The organism is Massilia eburnea, assembly GCF_050709955.1.
GTDB lineage: Bacteria > Pseudomonadota > Gammaproteobacteria > Burkholderiales > Burkholderiaceae_D > Rugamonas > Rugamonas eburnea_A.
This window is the reverse complement of sequence record NZ_JBNZFX010000004.1, coordinates 84,147-100,019: the sequence shown is the minus strand read 5'-3', so window position 1 is coordinate 100,019 and position 15,873 is coordinate 84,147. Positions and strand designations below refer to the sequence as shown.

Annotated in this window: 15 protein-coding genes and 1 pseudogene; 15 read left to right on the top strand and 1 reads right to left on the bottom strand. The window is 62.8% G+C overall.

The features are described from left to right. Positions 1 to 43: 43 nt before the first annotated feature. A complete protein-coding gene (locus ACQ4MM_RS04705) occupies positions 44 to 1,243 on the top strand; it encodes a diguanylate cyclase domain-containing protein (RefSeq protein ID WP_431476301.1) in 1,200 nt (399 codons plus the stop codon). A gap of 16 nt (positions 1,244 to 1,259) precedes the next feature. Here ACQ4MM_RS04705 and rnk read toward each other — a convergent pair whose 3' ends face one another. After that, a complete protein-coding gene (rnk, locus tag ACQ4MM_RS04700; RefSeq protein ID WP_431476300.1) occupies positions 1,260 to 1,643 on the bottom strand; it encodes a nucleoside diphosphate kinase regulator in 384 nt (127 codons plus the stop codon). A 350-nt stretch (positions 1,644 to 1,993) separates the two neighbouring features. Here rnk and ACQ4MM_RS04695 point away from each other — a divergent pair, with 350 nt between their 5' ends. The 14 genes and pseudogenes from ACQ4MM_RS04695 (at position 1,994) to ACQ4MM_RS04630 (ending at position 15,809) form a co-directional block, all read left to right on the top strand. Beyond that, a complete protein-coding gene (locus ACQ4MM_RS04695; protein WP_431476299.1) occupies positions 1,994 to 3,022 on the top strand; it encodes a polysaccharide biosynthesis protein in 1,029 nt (342 codons plus the stop codon). A 3-nt stretch (positions 3,023 to 3,025) separates the two neighbouring features. Continuing rightward, on the top strand, positions 3,026 to 4,141 hold the full coding sequence (gene wbjC / locus ACQ4MM_RS04690; protein WP_431476298.1) for a UDP-2-acetamido-2,6-beta-L-arabino-hexul-4-ose reductase: 1,116 nt from the start codon (positions 3,026 to 3,028) through the stop codon (positions 4,139 to 4,141). A 10-nt stretch (positions 4,142 to 4,151) separates the two neighbouring features. Continuing rightward, entirely contained in the window at positions 4,152 to 5,288 is a 1,137-nt protein-coding gene (wecB, locus tag ACQ4MM_RS04685; RefSeq protein WP_431476297.1) for a non-hydrolyzing UDP-N-acetylglucosamine 2-epimerase, read from the top strand. Continuing rightward, on the top strand, positions 5,288 to 6,499 hold the full coding sequence (locus ACQ4MM_RS04680) for a glycosyltransferase family 4 protein (protein WP_431476296.1): 1,212 nt from the start codon (positions 5,288 to 5,290) through the stop codon (positions 6,497 to 6,499). The genes wecB and ACQ4MM_RS04680 overlap by 1 nt, the downstream gene beginning before the upstream one ends. Then, on the top strand, positions 6,496 to 7,242 hold the full coding sequence (locus ACQ4MM_RS04675; RefSeq protein ID WP_431476295.1) for a glycosyltransferase: 747 nt from the start codon (positions 6,496 to 6,498) through the stop codon (positions 7,240 to 7,242). Before ACQ4MM_RS04680 ends, ACQ4MM_RS04675 begins: the two co-directional genes overlap by 4 nt. 71 nt (positions 7,243 to 7,313) lie before the next feature. Further along, positions 7,314 to 8,219 (top strand): glycosyltransferase family 2 protein, encoded by a 906-nt coding sequence (locus tag ACQ4MM_RS04670; RefSeq protein ID WP_431476294.1) that lies wholly within the window; start codon positions 7,314 to 7,316, stop codon positions 8,217 to 8,219. A gap of 13 nt (positions 8,220 to 8,232) precedes the next feature. Beyond that, entirely contained in the window at positions 8,233 to 9,240 is a 1,008-nt protein-coding gene (galE, locus tag ACQ4MM_RS04665; protein ID WP_431476293.1) for a UDP-glucose 4-epimerase GalE, read from the top strand. 131 nt (positions 9,241 to 9,371) lie between these two features. Beyond that, a complete protein-coding gene (gene rfbB, locus ACQ4MM_RS04660) occupies positions 9,372 to 10,430 on the top strand; it encodes a dTDP-glucose 4,6-dehydratase (RefSeq protein WP_431476292.1) in 1,059 nt (352 codons plus the stop codon). Next, complete coding sequence (gene rfbD / locus ACQ4MM_RS04655) at positions 10,427 to 11,305, top strand: dTDP-4-dehydrorhamnose reductase (protein ID WP_431476291.1); 879 nt, start codon at positions 10,427 to 10,429, stop codon at positions 11,303 to 11,305. Before rfbB ends, rfbD begins: the two co-directional genes overlap by 4 nt. Before the next feature lie 12 nt (positions 11,306 to 11,317). Continuing rightward, a complete protein-coding gene (gene rfbA, locus ACQ4MM_RS04650; protein ID WP_431476290.1) occupies positions 11,318 to 12,199 on the top strand; it encodes a glucose-1-phosphate thymidylyltransferase RfbA in 882 nt (293 codons plus the stop codon). Continuing rightward, positions 12,199 to 12,745, top strand: a pseudogene (rfbC, locus tag ACQ4MM_RS04645) (dTDP-4-dehydrorhamnose 3,5-epimerase). Before rfbA ends, rfbC begins: the two are co-directional and overlap by 1 nt. After that, positions 12,745 to 13,563 (top strand): ABC transporter permease, encoded by an 819-nt coding sequence (locus ACQ4MM_RS04640; RefSeq protein WP_431476289.1) that lies wholly within the window; start codon positions 12,745 to 12,747, stop codon positions 13,561 to 13,563. The pseudogene rfbC and the gene ACQ4MM_RS04640 overlap by 1 nt, the downstream one beginning before the upstream one ends. After that, positions 13,553 to 14,917, top strand: a complete 1,365-nt coding sequence (locus ACQ4MM_RS04635; RefSeq protein WP_431476288.1) for an ABC transporter ATP-binding protein — start codon at positions 13,553 to 13,555, stop codon at positions 14,915 to 14,917. The genes ACQ4MM_RS04640 and ACQ4MM_RS04635 overlap by 11 nt, the downstream gene beginning before the upstream one ends. Beyond that, on the top strand, positions 14,910 to 15,809 hold the full coding sequence (locus tag ACQ4MM_RS04630; RefSeq protein ID WP_431476287.1) for a class I SAM-dependent methyltransferase: 900 nt from the start codon (positions 14,910 to 14,912) through the stop codon (positions 15,807 to 15,809). The genes ACQ4MM_RS04635 and ACQ4MM_RS04630 overlap by 8 nt, the downstream gene beginning before the upstream one ends. Positions 15,810 to 15,873: the final 64 nt, after the last annotated feature.

Sequence of the window (15,873 nt, the reverse complement as noted above, 5' to 3'; positions counted from 1 at the left end):
GCGATGGATTTGCGGGGCGCCGGTTTTGCGGTATGCTCGGCTGATGACCGATGCATTAGCGCGCCTGCCGGAGCTGTTACTGGATGCCGTCTTCATGGTGGACGAGGGCGGGCGCATTGTGTTTGTCAATCCGGCCTGCCGGGCGATCTTCGGTTATGCGCCGGAGGAAATGGCCGGCCGCATCATCCTCGACTTCATCCACCCCGACGACCAAGCGCGCACTGTAGCGGAAATGGGACATGTGCTGAACGGCCGTCCCGGCCTCGGTTTCGAAAACCGCTACCTGCGCAAGGACGGCAGCGTGGCCCACATCATGTGGAGCGCACGCTGGTCGCCGGATCACCGCCTGCGCATCGGCGTGGCGCGCGACATCAGCGAGCGCAAACTGGCCGAGCAGCGCCAGGCCGGCATGCTGGCGCTGGCCACCGCCGCCCATGGCGCGGAAACCCTGCCTGAACTGTTTTGCGCATTCGAGCGCATCCTGCAAGGCTTGCTGCCCCTGCGCGGCATGGCCGTGGTGCTGCAGCCCGGCGAACGCCTGGCCTATGCCAGCACGCCGTCAGGCTCGGCGCCGCCGGATGCGGCGGGCTGGCACCACGTCAGCCTGTCGGCTTCCGGTATCGCCTTCGGTGAAATGCGGCTGGACCTGGGACGCCATGGCGCGCTGGCGGCCAGGGATATCGATTTGCTGGAATTTACCGCCGGCCAGGCCGGCGCCGTCATCGAAAGGCTGGCGCTGCACGCCGACCTGGCCCACGCCGCCCGCTACGACGAGCTGACCGGCCTGCCGAACCGGCGCCTGTTCCAGGACCGCATCCTGTCCGCCATCGCGCGCTGCCGGCGCGGCCAGTCGCGCGGCGCCTTGCTGTTCATCGACCTGGACGACTTCAAGCAGGTCAACGACCAGCATGGGCACGTGGTCGGCGACCAGCTGTTGCATGCGATTGCCCGCCGCATCACTTCCTGCGTGCGCGAAGCCGATACGGTGGCGCGCATCGGCGGCGACGAATTTGTCGCCTTGCTGGAAAACGTGGCCGACCACGCGCAGGCCGAGGCCGTGGCCCGCAAGATCCAGCAAGTGATTGCCACCCCGCTGGTGCTGGCCGGTAGCACCCTGCAGCCGCACGCCAGCATCGGCATCGCCCTCTATCCCGAACACGGCGAGGTGATCGACCAGCTGATGCGCCATGCCGACCAGGCCATGTACGCCGCGAAGGCGGCGCGCAAGGCTGCTGCGGCTTGAACGCTGCCGGCTGGCATCAGCGGAAATAGTCGCCGGCCCGCTCGGGCTGGTACAGCACTTCCAGCACGCGTACGCGCGACAACTGGCCGTCGGGCCGCGGCCAACTGATGCTAGCGCCGACGGACATGCCCAGCAGGGCAGCGCCGATCGGTGTCAGGATCGAAATGGCATCCGGCACCTGGGCCGTGTCCTTCGGGTAGGCCAGCGTCAGGCAGCGTATTTCGCCCGAGCCGTCGATGTCGAAGCGGACGGTGGAATTCATCGTGACGACGTCCGGCGGCATCTGTTCCGGTGCGCGGATATCGGCGCGCGCCAGTTCGTCCAGCAGCGCGGCGCCGGCGCCGGCCAGTGCCTCGATGCGCTCGGCATCGAGTGATGAAATGATGATGTGGGGCTGCATAGGGGATTCTCCTGGGGTTCGGTTCTGCGTCGGGATCAGCGGAGCGGCTCGGCGGGGCGGCGGTTGCCGGAGTGATCCGGCCCAGGCCCCACCGAGCCTAGGAAAGCCAGGCGATGACAGGCGTGCGCGCTGCGCTCCCAGGCAGGGAGGCTGCGTTGCAGCGGACGGCAATGGCGGCCAGGTTCATCATGGCCTGCAGTATAGCGCGTAACTGCGGCTGCCTGCCGGACGCCAATTTGTTAGGCAATGTTACCAATTACGGCTGAAATTGAGCTTTTTGGTAAAATTCTCCACTTTTGCAGGGTTTTGACTCGATGAAATCCTTGCTGCCATAAAAATAAGGAATTCACATGTTCAAAGACAAAGTGCTGTTGATTACCGGAGGCACTGGCTCTTTTGGCAACGCTGTCCTGCGCCGTTTTCTCAAATCCGACCTGAAAGAAATCCGCATTTTCAGCCGCGACGAGAAAAAGCAGGATGACATGCGCAAGAAGTACAACGACCCCAAGCTGAAGTTCTATATCGGCGACGTACGCGATTACCAGTCGGTATTGAATGCGGTGCGTGGCGCCGACTTCATCTATCACGCGGCAGCGCTGAAGCAGGTTCCTTCTTGCGAATTCCATCCGATGGAAGCGGTCAAGACCAATGTCATCGGCACCGAGAACGTGCTCGAGGCAGCCATCAATTGCGGCGTCAAGCGTGTGGTATGCCTGAGCACCGACAAGGCCGTCTACCCGATCAATGCGATGGGCATCAGCAAGGCCATGATGGAAAAGGTGATCGTGGCGAAATCCCGCAGCACCTCGGAAACCACGATTTGCGCGGTGCGCTACGGTAACGTGATGGCCTCGCGCGGTTCGGTGATCCCGCTGTTCACCAACCAGATCCAGGCCGGGCAGCCGATCACGATCACCGATCCCAGCATGACGCGCTTCATGATGACCCTGGATGATGCGGTGGACCTGGTGCTGTACGCCTTTGAACATGCAGCGCCGGGCGAGATCTTCGTCCAGAAGGCGCCCGCCGCCACCATCGAGACCTTGGCGAAAGCCATGACCGGCCTGCTCGGCGCGCCGGCCCATCCGATCCATATTATCGGTACCCGCCACGGCGAAAAACTGTTTGAAGTGCTGCTGAGCCGAGAAGAAATGGTAGCTGCCGAGGATCGGGGGAACTACTTCCGGGTACCGCCGGACTTGCGCGACCTGAATTATGGGAAATTCGTCGAGCAGGGTGAAATCAAGATTTCGGAAGCGGTGGAATACAACTCCCACAACACCACCCGCCTCGAAGTGCCCGGCATGCAGGAGTTGCTGATGAAGCTGAGCTTTATCCAGGCGATCGTCAGCGGCCAGCATGTCGAGCCTGAGGATTGAGCCATGAAGGTGTTGATCACTGGTGCCAATGGCTTCGTGGGCAAGAACCTGCAGCTGCACCTGGCTGAACGCAGCGATGTTGAAGTGCTGTGTTTCACCCGCGCGCAGGATGTCTCGCAATTGCCTGCGCTGCTGGATGGCGTCGGCTTCGTGTTTCACCTGGCGGGGGTCAATCGCCCGCAGGATCCGCAGGAATTCGTTACCGGCAACCAGGACCTGACGCAGGCGCTGTGCCGCGCGATCGCCGGCACCGGCCGCCGCATCCCGGTGCTGTTTGCCTCGTCGACCCAGGCCGGCCGCGACAACCCCTATGGCGCCAGCAAGCGCGCTGCGGAAGTGGCGCTGTTCGCACTGCGGGACAGCCACGCCGTGCCGGTCCATGTGTTCCGTTTGCCTAATGTATTCGGCAAATGGTGCAAGCCGGACTATAACTCGGCAGTCGCGACCTTCTGCCATAACATCGCTCGCGGCCTGCCGATCCGGCTCGACGATCCGGCCGCCGCGCTGACCCTGGCCTACGTGGACGACGTGATAAGCCGTTTCATCCAGCTGATGGATGGCGCGGACGCCAGCCTCGATGCGGACGGCTGCGAGCTGGTGGCACCCCAGTACAGCACCACCGTCGGCAAGCTTGCCGCGCAGATCGAGGCATTCAGGGACAGCCGCGCCAGCCTGCTGACGGAGCGCGTCGGCACCGGCCTGGTACGGGCCCTGTACGCCACCTACGTCAGCTACCTGCCGACGCAGGCGTTTGCCTACCCGGTCGCGCAGTACGGCGACGCGCGCGGCGTCTTTGTCGAAATGCTGAAAACGCCCGACAGCGGCCAGTTTTCCTATTTCACCGCCCATCCCGGCATCACGCGCGGCGGCCATTACCACCACAGCAAGACCGAGAAATTCCTGGTGATCAAAGGCCGCGCGCGCTTCAAGTTCCGCCATATGCAAAGCGGCGAACGCTACCAGCTGCTGACCAGTGGCGAGAAGGCCGAGATTGTGGAAACCGTGCCGGGCTGGACGCACGACATCACCAATATCGGCGACGAGGAACTGGTGGTGATGCTGTGGGCCAACGAGATCTTCGACCGCGCCAAGCCGGACACCTTCGCTTGCCCGCTGTGAAAGCCAAAGAATGAAAAAACTCAAAGTCATGTCGGTGGTGGGCACGCGTCCGGAAATCATCCGCCTGTCGCGGGTATTGGCCGCGCTGGACCGTCATTGCGACCACGTGCTGGTGCATACCGGCCAGAATTACGATTATGAACTGAACCAGGTTTTCTTCGATGACCTGGGCGTGCGCAAGCCCGACTTCTTCTTGAGCAGCGCCGAAGGCAGCAAGAGCGCGGCCAACACGATCGGCAACCTGATCACGGCAGTCGACGAGGTGCTGGAGCAGGTGCAGCCGGAAGCCATGCTGGTGCTGGGCGATACCAATAGCTGCCTGTCGGTGATTCCGGCCCGGCGCCGCAAGGTGCCGATCTTCCACATGGAAGCGGGCAACCGCTGCTTCGACCTGCGCGTGCCGGAAGAGACCAACCGCCGCATCGTCGACCACACCTCGGACATCAACCTGACCTATAGCAGCATTGCGCGCGACTACCTGCTGCGCGAAGGCTTGCCGCCCGACCAGGTCATCAAGACCGGCAGCCCGATGTACGAGGTGCTGCAGCATTACTTGCCGCAGATCCAGGCGTCGGACGCGCTGGTGCGCCTGGGACTGTCGGCCGGGCAGTACTTCGTGGTCAGCGCCCATCGTGAAGAGAATATCGAGTCTGAGCGCAGCTTCGGCAAGCTGGTCCAGGTACTGAACGCGGTGGCGGAAGAGCATGGCCTGCCGGTCGTGGTATCGACCCATCCGCGCACGCAAAAGCGGGTGGATGCTACCGGCACCCGGTTCCATCCGCTGGTGCGGTTGATGAAGCCGCTCGGCTTCCACGACTATGTGCAGCTGCAGATGCACGCCAGGGCGGTGCTGTCGGACAGCGGCACCATCAGCGAAGAAGCGTCGATCCTGAATTTTCCTGCCCTCAACCTGCGCGAAGCGCATGAGCGCCCGGAAGCGATGGAAGAGGCGGCCGTCATGATGGTCGGCCTGGAACTGGAACGCGTGCGCCAGGGCCTGGCGATCCTGGAAAGCCAGCCGCGCGGCGCCGACCGCAGCCTGCGCCTGGTGGCCGACTACAGCATGCCGAATGTCAGCGACAAGGTGGTGCGCATCATCCATAGCTATACGGATTACGTAAGGCGCGTGGTCTGGAAACAATACTGATGACGCGGCCGCTTCGCTTTGCACTGATTGCAGACACTTTTCCACCGTTTCGAACCTCTGGTGCCGTGCAGCTGCGCGACCTGTCGCGCGAGTTTGCCCGCCAGGGCCACCAGCTGACCGTCATGCTGCCGGCGGCCGGGCTGGCCGAGCCCTGGACGCTGGAGCAGGTCGACGGCGTGCGCGTGTTGCGCCTGAGGGCGCCCCGCACCAAGGATATCGGCTACGTGCGGCGCACCATTGGCGAATTCCTGATGCCGTTCGCCATGCGCCGCCAGCTGCGCCGCAGCCCTTTGGCCAATGAACAGTGGGATGGCGTGCTGTGGTATGCCCCTTCCATTTTCCACGGGCCGCTCGCCAGCGCCCTCAAGAAAGCCAGCGCGTGCAAGGGTTACCTGATCGTGCGTGACATCTTTCCCGAGTGGGCGGTCGACATGGGCCTGATGGGGCGCGGCTTGCCTTACCGCTGTTTTTCCGCCGTGGCGCGCTACCAGTATTCGGTGGCGGACGTGATCGGCGTCCAGACCCCGGGCAACCTCTCCTACTTCAGTGAATGGCAGCGCGGGCCCGGCCGCCGCCTGGAAGTGCTGCAAAACTGGCTGGACAAGCCGGCCAGCGCGCGCTGCCCGATACGGATCAGCGAGAGCGCGCTGGCCGGGCGCAAGATCCTGGTGTATGCCGGCAATATGGGTGTGGCACAGGGCATGGACATCGTGCTTGAACTGGCCGGCGCGCTGGCCGCGCGCACCGACGTCGGCTTCCTGTTCGTCGGGCGCGGCAGCGATGCCGGTCGCTTGCGCGGCGCGGCGCAGGCGCGCGGGCTGGATAACGTGCTCTTCTTCGACGAGATTCACCCCGACCAGATTCCCGACCTGTACGCGCAGTGCCAGATCGGCATCGTTGCCCTTGATCCCCGCCACAAGTCGCACAATATTCCCGGCAAGTTCCTGACCTATATGCAGAGCGGCCTGCCGGTCTTGGCCAACGTCAATCGCGGCAATGACCTGGCCGGCATCATCCGCAGCGCTCAGGTGGGGCAGATCTGTGAAAGCAACCAGCTTGACGAGCTGGTCGCGCTGGCGCACCAGTTGCTGGAGCAGGTCGGCGCCGACCCGGCGCTGCCGGCACGCTGCCAGGCGCTGTTCGAGCGCGAGTTTTCGGTCGGGCATGCGGTGCAGCAGATTACCGCTGCCTTGGCGCGGGACGCGGGATGAGCAACGGGCCCAACGTCAGCATCTGCATGGCGACCTACAATGGCGCGCGCTACCTGGCGGCGCAGCTGGCTTCCATCCTGGACCAGATGGAGGCCGGCGATGAACTGATTATTGTCGATGATGCCTCGCAGGATGGCACGTTGGACCTGCTGCGTTCCTACCGCGACCGCAGGATCAGGGTGCATGCCAATACGGTCAACCAGGGCCACGTCAGGAGCTTTTCCACGGCCCTGCAACAGGCCCGCCATCCCTGGATGGTGCTGGCCGACCAGGACGATATCTGGGCCGCTGGGCGCCTGGCGACATTGCGCAGCGCGCTCGGCCGCCCCGGGGTCTGGCTGGCGACCGGCAATGCGCGCTTCATCGATGCCGCCGGCAATGCGATCCCGGCGCCGTACCGGGAGCTCGATCCGGCCGATTCCAGCCGGCACTGGCGCAATATCCTGCGCATCTTTACCGGCCAGGCCTTCTACTATGGCTGCAATATGGCCTTCGGCAAGGACCTGGCGCGGCTGGCCTTGCCGATTCCCGGCTATGTCGAGTCGCACGACCTGTGGCTTGCCATGGCGGCCAACCTGGCGGGCGGCAACCTGCACCTGGGCGAAGTGCTGCTGTACCGCCGCATCCATGGCAGCAATGTCACCAGTTCCCGCCGGCCGCTGTGGCGCAAGCTGAAAAGCCGCGTCATCTTCCTGCGCTCGCTGCTCCACCTGGCCTGGCGCCGGCTAAGCGGCCATGCCTGAGCGAGTGCGCCGCGCCGGGGCAACGGCTGCTATACTTTGCGCTTGTAAACGAGGAGGGTGTGTTGCCTAAAGTGGCTATCCTGCTGAGCACATACCATGGCCAGCACTATCTTGCGGAGCAACTCGACTCTTTTTCTGCACAGACACATTCCAACTGGGAAGTATGGGCGTCGGATGACGGCTCAGCCGATGACACGCAGGCGATTCTCGAGGCCTACCGCAAGCGCTGGCCGGACGGCAAGCTGTCGGTCTGTGCGGGACCGGCCAAGGGCTTTGCGGCGAATTTCTTGACGCTCACCTGCAACGACAGCATCCAGGCCGACTATTACGCGTATTCGGACCAGGACGACATTTGGAACCCGGACAAGCTGGAGCGGGCCGTGCAGTGGCTGGAGCGTATCCCGCCGGACTTGCCTGCCCTGTATTGCTCGCGCACCAGGCTGGTCGACGCCGACAACCAGGAGATTGGCTTGTCCCCCTGGTTCGGCAATCCCTGTTTCGCGAATGCGCTGGTGCAGAACATTGCGGGCGGCAATACGATGGTGTTCAATCATGCGGCCCGCGCACTGCTGCGCGCTGGCGCGCGGGTACCGATCGTTTATCACGACTGGTGGGCTTATATGGCAGTCACCGGATGTGGTGGCGAAGTTTTCTGCGATCCGGTGCCGACGCTGCGTTACCGCCAGCATGGCGGCAACCTGATCGGGATGGATGCCAGCTGGAAGGCGCGCTACCAGCGCATGCTCAAGGTATGGCAGGGGCAGCACAGGGACTGGAATACTGCTTACGTCGCTGCGCTGCGCAAGCTGGAAGACCGGCTGACGCCGGACAGCCGGACCATATTCAATCGCTTTGCCCAGGCCAGGGAAATGAGCTTGATCCCGCGCCTGATTGGTTTTTGCCGTAGTGGTGTGTACCGCCAGACCCGGCTTGGAAATATCAGCCTGGTGGTTGCGGCCATTTTCAAAAAAATCTGAGGTAACAGCATCGATGAACATCCTTGTGACAGGTGGTGCCGGTTATATCGGATCGCACACATGCGTTGAGCTGCTGGCGGCAGGGCATGCGATCGTGATATTCGATAATTTCAGCAACAGTCATCCGCAAGCGGTGGCGCGCATCGAACGCATCACGGGACGCAAGCCGATCCTGGTCGAGGGCGATATCCGGGACCAGGATGCCATCGAGGCGGCCTTGCGCAGCTACCGGTGCGAAGCCGTGATCCATTTTGCGGGCCTGAAGGCGGTCGGCGAGTCGGTTGAGAAACCGTTGGCCTACTACGATTGCAATGTGATCGGCACCCATCGGTTATTGGGCGCGATGCAGAACTGCGGCGTGCGCACGCTCGTGTTCAGTTCGTCGGCAACGGTGTACGGCGAGCCCCAGCGCCTGCCGCTGACCGAGGATCATCCGCTGTCCGCCACCAATCCCTATGGCCGCAGCAAGCTGTTCATTGAAGACATGCTGCGCGATGTCCACCGCGCCGATCCGGCCTGGCGCATCGCCATCCTGCGTTACTTCAACCCGGTCGGCGCCCATGAGAGCGGCTTGATCGGCGAAAATCCCCAAGGCATACCCAACAACCTGATGCCCTACGTGGCGCAAGTGGCTGTAGGGCGGCGCGAGTACCTGAACGTGTGGGGCGACGATTACCCGACCCGCGACGGTACCGGGGTGCGCGACTATATCCACGTGGTGGACCTGGCGCTGGGCCACTTGAAGGCACTCGAGCGCCTGGCGGTCCCCCAGTGTGCCGAAATCAACCTGGGGACCGGTACCGGCTACAGCGTGCTGGAGGTGGTGCGGGCGTTTGAAGTGGCTTGCGGGAAAAAGATCTCCTACAGCATTTCGCCGCGGCGGGCCGGCGACGTCGCCGCCTGTTTTGCCGACCCGTCGTATGCGGCCAGCTATCTGGACTGGCAGGCGCAGCGCGATCTCGCCACCATGTGCCGGGATCACTGGAACTGGCAAAAGCTGAACCCGCAAGGCTACGCCTAAGGCACGCGCGTTTGGTGCGGTTTGGAGGTGTGTCCGGCCAAATGTTAAAATATTGGCCAATCTAAAACCGTCGTCCGAAATGCCGGAATTGGTTTAAAAGACGGCAATTTTTAACAAAATCCAACAATATTATGACAATTTTGGTAACTGGCGGAGCCGGGTTCATTGGCAGCAATTTCGTCCTCGATTGGCTGGCCCAGTCCGATGAGCCTGTCGTCAACCTGGATAAGCTGACTTACGCGGGCAACCTGGAGAACCTGCGCGGGCTGGAAGGCGATGCGCGCCATGTCTTCGTGCGCGCCGATATCGGCGACCAGGAGCGCGTGGCGCAGCTGCTGGCGGAATACCGCCCGCGCGCCATCCTGAACTTCGCCGCGGAAAGCCACGTCGACCGCTCGATCCTTGGCCCTGGCGAATTCATCCAGACCAATATTGTCGGCACCTTCAACCTGCTGGAAGCAGCACGCGCCTACTGGGGGGGCCTGGAAGGCGACGCCAGGCAAGCGTTCCGCTTCCTGCACGTGTCGACCGATGAAGTGTACGGTTCGCTGGAAGCGCAGGCGCCGGCTTTCACCGAACAGCACCGTTATGAGCCGAACAGCCCGTACTCGGCCAGCAAGGCCGCCAGCGACCACCTGGTGCGCGCCTACCACCACACTTACGGCATGCCGGTGCTGACCACCAACTGCTCGAACAACTACGGCCCTTACCACTTCCCGGAAAAGCTGATCCCGCTGGTGATCCACAACGCGCTGTCCGGCAAGGCGCTGCCGATCTATGGCGATGGCCAGCAGATCCGCGACTGGCTGTACGTCAAGGACCACTGCAGCGCCATCCGCCGCGTGCTGGAAGCAGGCGTGCTGGGCGAGACCTACAACGTCGGCGGCTGGAATGAAAAAGCCAACCTCGACGTGGTGCATACCCTGTGCGCCATCCTGGATGAACTGCAGCCGCGCGCCGATGCGCAGTCGTATGAGACCCAGATCACCTTCGTCAAGGACCGCCCCGGCCACGACAAGCGCTATGCGATCGATGCCGGCAAGCTGGAACGCGAGCTGGGCTGGAAGCCGGCCGAGACCTTCGATACCGGCATCCGCAAGACCGTGCAGTGGTATCTGGCCAACCCGGGCTGGGTGCAGAACATCACCAGTGGCAACTACCGCAACTGGGTGGAGAAACAGTACGCATGAAGCTCCTGTTGATCGGTAAGAATGGCCAGGTCGGGCAGGAGTTGCAGCGCACGCTGCTCCCGCTGGGCGAGCTGGCGGCGCTCGGGCGTGACGGCCTGGACCTGGGCGACCTCGGTGCGGTACAGCGCGTGCTGGCCGAGCAGGCGCCCGACGTCATCGTCAACGCCTCCGCCTACACGGCGGTCGACCGCGCCGAGTCGGACGAAGCGGGCGCCACGGCCGTCAATGCCGGTGCGGTGGCCGCGCTGGCCGCGTACGCGCGCACGCACGGCGCGCTGCTGGTGCACTATTCTACCGATTACGTGTTTGACGGCGCCAAGGATGGGCCTTACCGGGAAGACGACGCCACCGCGCCGCAAAGCGCCTATGGCCGCAGCAAGCGCGCCGGCGAGGAGGCCATCCTGGCCAGCGGCTGCCGGGCCCTGGTGTTCCGCACCAGCTGGGTGTTCTCGTCCCATGGCGGCAACTTCATCAAGACCATGCTGCGCCTGGCTGGCGAGCGCGACAGCCTGAGCGTGGTGGCCGACCAGTTCGGCGCGCCAACCTCGGCCGAACTGATCGCCGACGTCACCGCTTTGGCCATCGCGGCCTATCGCCGCGGCGCGCTGGAGGGCGGGATTTACCACCTGACCGCTGCCGGCGCCACCAGCTGGCACGGCCTGGCCAGCTACGCCATCGAGCGCGCCATGGCGCGCGGCGCCCAGCTCAAGGCCGGCCCGGCCCAGATCAAGCCGATCGCGACCGAAGCCTATCCGCTGCCGGCCCAGCGGCCCAGGAATTCACGGCTGGACACCAGCAAACTGTGCGGCGCCCTCGACCTGCAAATGCCGGACTGGAAAGTGCATGTCGACCGCCTTATTGATCAACTCTCCTGAACGGAAAACCGCATGAAACGCAAAGGCATTATTCTCGCCGGCGGCTCCGGCACACGGCTGCATCCGGCCACCCTGGCAATCAGCAAGCAATTGCTGCCGGTGTTCGACAAGCCGATGATCTACTACCCGCTCAGCACCCTGATGCTGGCCGGCATCCGCGACATCCTGGTCATCTCGACCCCGCAGGATACCCCGCGCTTCCAGCAACTGCTGGGCAATGGCGAGCAGTGGGGCCTGAACCTGCAATACGCGGTACAGGAATCGCCCGATGGCCTGGCACAGGCCTTCATCATCGGCGAGGATTTCATCGGCGACGCGCCGTCGGCGCTGGTATTGGGCGATAACATCTTCTACGGCCACGAATTCCAGGACCTGCTCGGCAACGCCATGGACCGCAGCGAAGGCGCCAGCGTGTTTGCCTATCACGTGCACGATCCCGAGCGTTATGGCGTCGCCGAGTTCGACGAGCAGCGCCGCGTGCTGTCGCTGGAAGAAAAACCGGCCAAGCCAAAGTCGAACTACGCGGTGACCGGCCTGTACTTCTACGACAACCAGGTGGCGGACCTGGCCAAGAGCCTGAAGCCGTCGCCGCGCGGCGAACTGGAAATTACCGATCTGAACCGCCTGTACCTCGAGCAGGGCAAGCTCAATGTCGAAATCATGGGCCGCGGCTACGCCTGGCTCGATACCGGCACCCACGAGTCCCTGCTGGAAGCCGGCCAGTTCATCGCCACCCTGGAAAACCGCCAGGGCCTGAAAGTCGCCTGTCCGGAAGAAATCGCCTTCCGCCAGCAATGGATCGGCGCCGCGCAGCTGGAACAGCTGGCCCGTCCATTGGCCAAGAACGGCTACGGCCAATACCTGCTGCGCATCCTGGAAGAGAAAGTGTACTGATGAACGCCACCCGATTGCGTATTCCCGACGTCGTCCTGCTCGAACCCAAGGTATTCGGCGACGAGCGCGGATTTTTCTACGAAAGCTTCAACCTGGCCCGCTTTGAAGAAGCGATTGGCCGCAGCGCCAATTTCGTGCAGGACAACCACTCGCGCTCGGCCAAGGGGCGTGCTGCGCGGCGTGCACTACCAGGTCCAGCAGGCGCAGGGCAAGCTGGTGCGCGTGGTGGCCGGCAGCGTGTTCGACGTCGCTGTCGACCTGCGCAAGAGCTCGCCAACTTTCGGCCAATGGGTCGGCGAAATCCTGAGCGGCGACAACAAGCGCCAGCTGTGGGTGCCGGAAGGTTTCGGCCACGGTTTCGTGGTGCTGAGCGACAGCGCCGAGTTCCTGTACAAGACCACCGACTACTATGCGCCGCAGCATGAGCGCAGCATCGCCTGGAATGACCCTGAGCTGGCGATCGATTGGCAGTACCAGGGCACGCCGTCGCTGTCGGCCAAGGATGCCAATGGTACGCCGCTGAGCCAAGCGGAGGTGTTTGCCTGATGCAGCAATTTTCCATTGCGCCGCGGCAGATGCTGGCTAGTTCCTGGCGCAACCGCGGCCTGATCAAAGCCCTGGTTGAGCGCGAAGTGATCGGACGCTACCGCGGATCGGTATTCGGCATCCTGTGGTCGTTCTTCCATCCGCTGTTCATGCTGACGGTGTACACCTTCGTCTTCAGCGTGATCTTCAAGTCGCGCTGGAGCGGCGGCAGCGACTCGAAAACCGAGTTTGCGCTGGTGCTGTTTGCCGGCCTGATCATTTTCAACTTGTTTGCCGAGTGCGTCAATCGTGCGCCGACCCTGATCCTGTTGAATGTGAACTACGTCAAGAAGGTCGTGTTCCCGCTCGAGATCCTGCCGTGGGTGGCGCTGGGTTCGGCGCTGTTCCACGCCTGCATCAGCTTGCTGGTCTGGCTGCTGGCCTACGTGCTGCTGATTGGCGTGCCGCATGCCACCGTGCTGCTGCTGCCGCTGGTGGTCCTGCCGCTGCCGTTCTTCATCCTGGGCCTGAGCTGGGTGCTGGCCGCGCTTGGCGTCTACCTGCGCGACGCCTCGCAATTCATCGGCATCCTGACCACCACGCTGATGTTCCTGTCGCCGATCTTCTATTCGGTCGACACGCTGCCGCCGGAATACCGGCACCTGATCGCCTTCAATCCGCTGGCCCCGGTCATCGAACAGGCGCGCGAAGTCCTGTTCTGGGGCCGCGTGCCAGACCTGGGCCTGCTCGCCGCTTCGCTGTGCGGCTCGCTACTGATCGCCTGGCTCGGCTTCGCCTGGTTCCAGAAAACACGGAAAGGCTTTGCCGATGTCCTCTGAAATCGCGATCAAGGTCAGCAATTTAAGCAAGTGCTACCAGATTTACAGCCAGCCGCACGACCGCCTGAAGCAATCGATCCTGCCGCGCATGCAAAAGCTGCTGGGCGCCGGCAGCAAGCAGTATTTCCGCGAGTTCCAGGCGCTGCACGACGTGTCTTTCGAGATCAAAAAGGGCGAAACGGTCGGCATCATCGGCCGCAACGGCAGCGGCAAGTCGACCCTGTTGCAAATGATTTGCGGCACCTTGAACCCGACCAGCGGCACCATCGAGACCCATGGCCGGATCGCTGCGCTGCTTGAACTCGGTTCCGGCTTCAACCCTGAATTCACCGGGCGCGAGAACGTGTTCATGTACGCCGCCGTGCTGGGCTTGCCGCGCGCCGACACCGAGGCCCGTTTTGCCGAAATCGAAGCGTTCGCCGACATTGGCGACTTCATCGAGCAGCCGGTCAAAACCTATTCCAGCGGCATGCTGGTGCGGCTGGCATTTGCCGTCATCGCCCACGTCGACGCCGATATCCTGGTGGTGGATGAAGCGCTTGCCGTCGGCGACGCGTTCTTTACCCAGAAGTGCATGCGCTTCCTGCGCCAGTTCATGAAGACCGGGACCGTCCTGTTTGTCAGCCATGACACGGCGTCCGTGCGCAGCCTGTGCAGCGACGCAATCTGGATCGAAAAAGGCCATATGCTGGAGCGCGGCACGCCCAAGGAAGTGTGCGAGCATTACCTGGAAGCGTTCTACGAGGCCCAGCAAGGCAAGAGTACCTCAACCCGCATCAAGGCTTCCAGCGTCGAGCGGGTGGCCGCGGCGGCGCAAGACCAGCGGCGCGATTTCATTAACGCCAGCAATTTGCGCAACGACCTCGAACTGTTCGATTTCAATCCCGATGCGCCTTCGTTCGGCAAGGGCGAGGCGCAGATCACGGCAGTGCGCTTCCTGGATGCCGAGAAGCAGCCGCTGGCATGGATTGTCGGCGGCGAGAATGTGACCTTGCGTGTCGAGGCGCAGGCCCACGGCTTGCTCGATTCGCCGATTATCGGCTTCTACATCAAGGATAAAACGGGACAGAACCTGTTTGGCGACAATACCTGGCTCGATTATATGGAGACGCCGGTCGCCTGCGAGGACGGCCAGTTCCTGGTGGCGGATTTCGATTTCCAGATGCCGCGCCTGGCTGCCGGACAGTATTCGATCACCGTGGCCATCGCCAATGGCTCGCAACACAATCACGTGCAACATCATTGGGTGCACGATGCGGTCAGCTTCAAGTCCGAGTCCACCAGCGTGGCTGGTGGTTTGATCGGCATCCCGATGCAAAGTATTAATCTTAAAACCATAGCTTCCCATGAATGACTTCAAAGACGGCTTGCTGCAAGCTGCCAATTTCACGCCCATCTCCCTGCGAGCCCCCAATTCCTGGAGCGGCCACCTGCCGTTTGCGGCGTGGCTGATCAAGCAGCAGCGTCCGGCCTTGCTGGTCGAGTTGGGGACCCACACCGGGAACTCCTATTTCTCCTTCTGCCAGGCGGCACAGGAAGATGGAATCGCCGTCAAATGCTACGCGGTCGATACCTGGCAGGGCGATGAGCACGCCGGGATTTACGGGCAAGAGGTGTTCGAACAGGTGCATATGCACAACCAGGACTTTTACTCTGGTTTTTCGCGGCTGCTGCGCATGACCTTCGATGATGCGGCCAACTACTTCGCCGACGGCTCGATCGACCTGCTGCACATCGATGGCCTGCATACTTACGAGGCGGTCAAGCACGACTTCGACACCTGGCTGCCAAAACTGGCGCCCGGCGCCATTGTCCTGTTCCACGACATCAATGTACGTGAGCGTGGCTTCGGCGTCTGGCAGCTGTGGGAGGAATTGAAGGAACGCTATGCCGAGCATCATGAGTTCGTGCATTCGCACGGACTGGGCGTGTTGCGTATCGGCGGCGCCAGCGAGGCGGCCGCAATGCCGTGGCTGCAGGCCGGCGCCCCAGAGCAGCAATTGCTGCGCAATTACTTTTCTGCCTTGGGCACGCGACAGGTCGAGCGCACCGACCTGATCAAAGCGCGCGCCGACCTGGTGGACATGAAAAACGCGTCGCTCCAGCATGCGCAGGGGTTGATGGAGCAGATCCAGGCCTTGCAAAATGTGGTGTTGCAGCGCGATGCGCATGTCCAGCACCTGGAAGAGGAAATCACGCGCCGGGAGCAGGAAGCACTGCTCACCGCGCCGCCAAAGACGGCGTAGTGACTCAGCAAGGCGATCGGATGGCGGCATGATGGAAGGCAAGGATAGATGTTAGAAGTTCAGA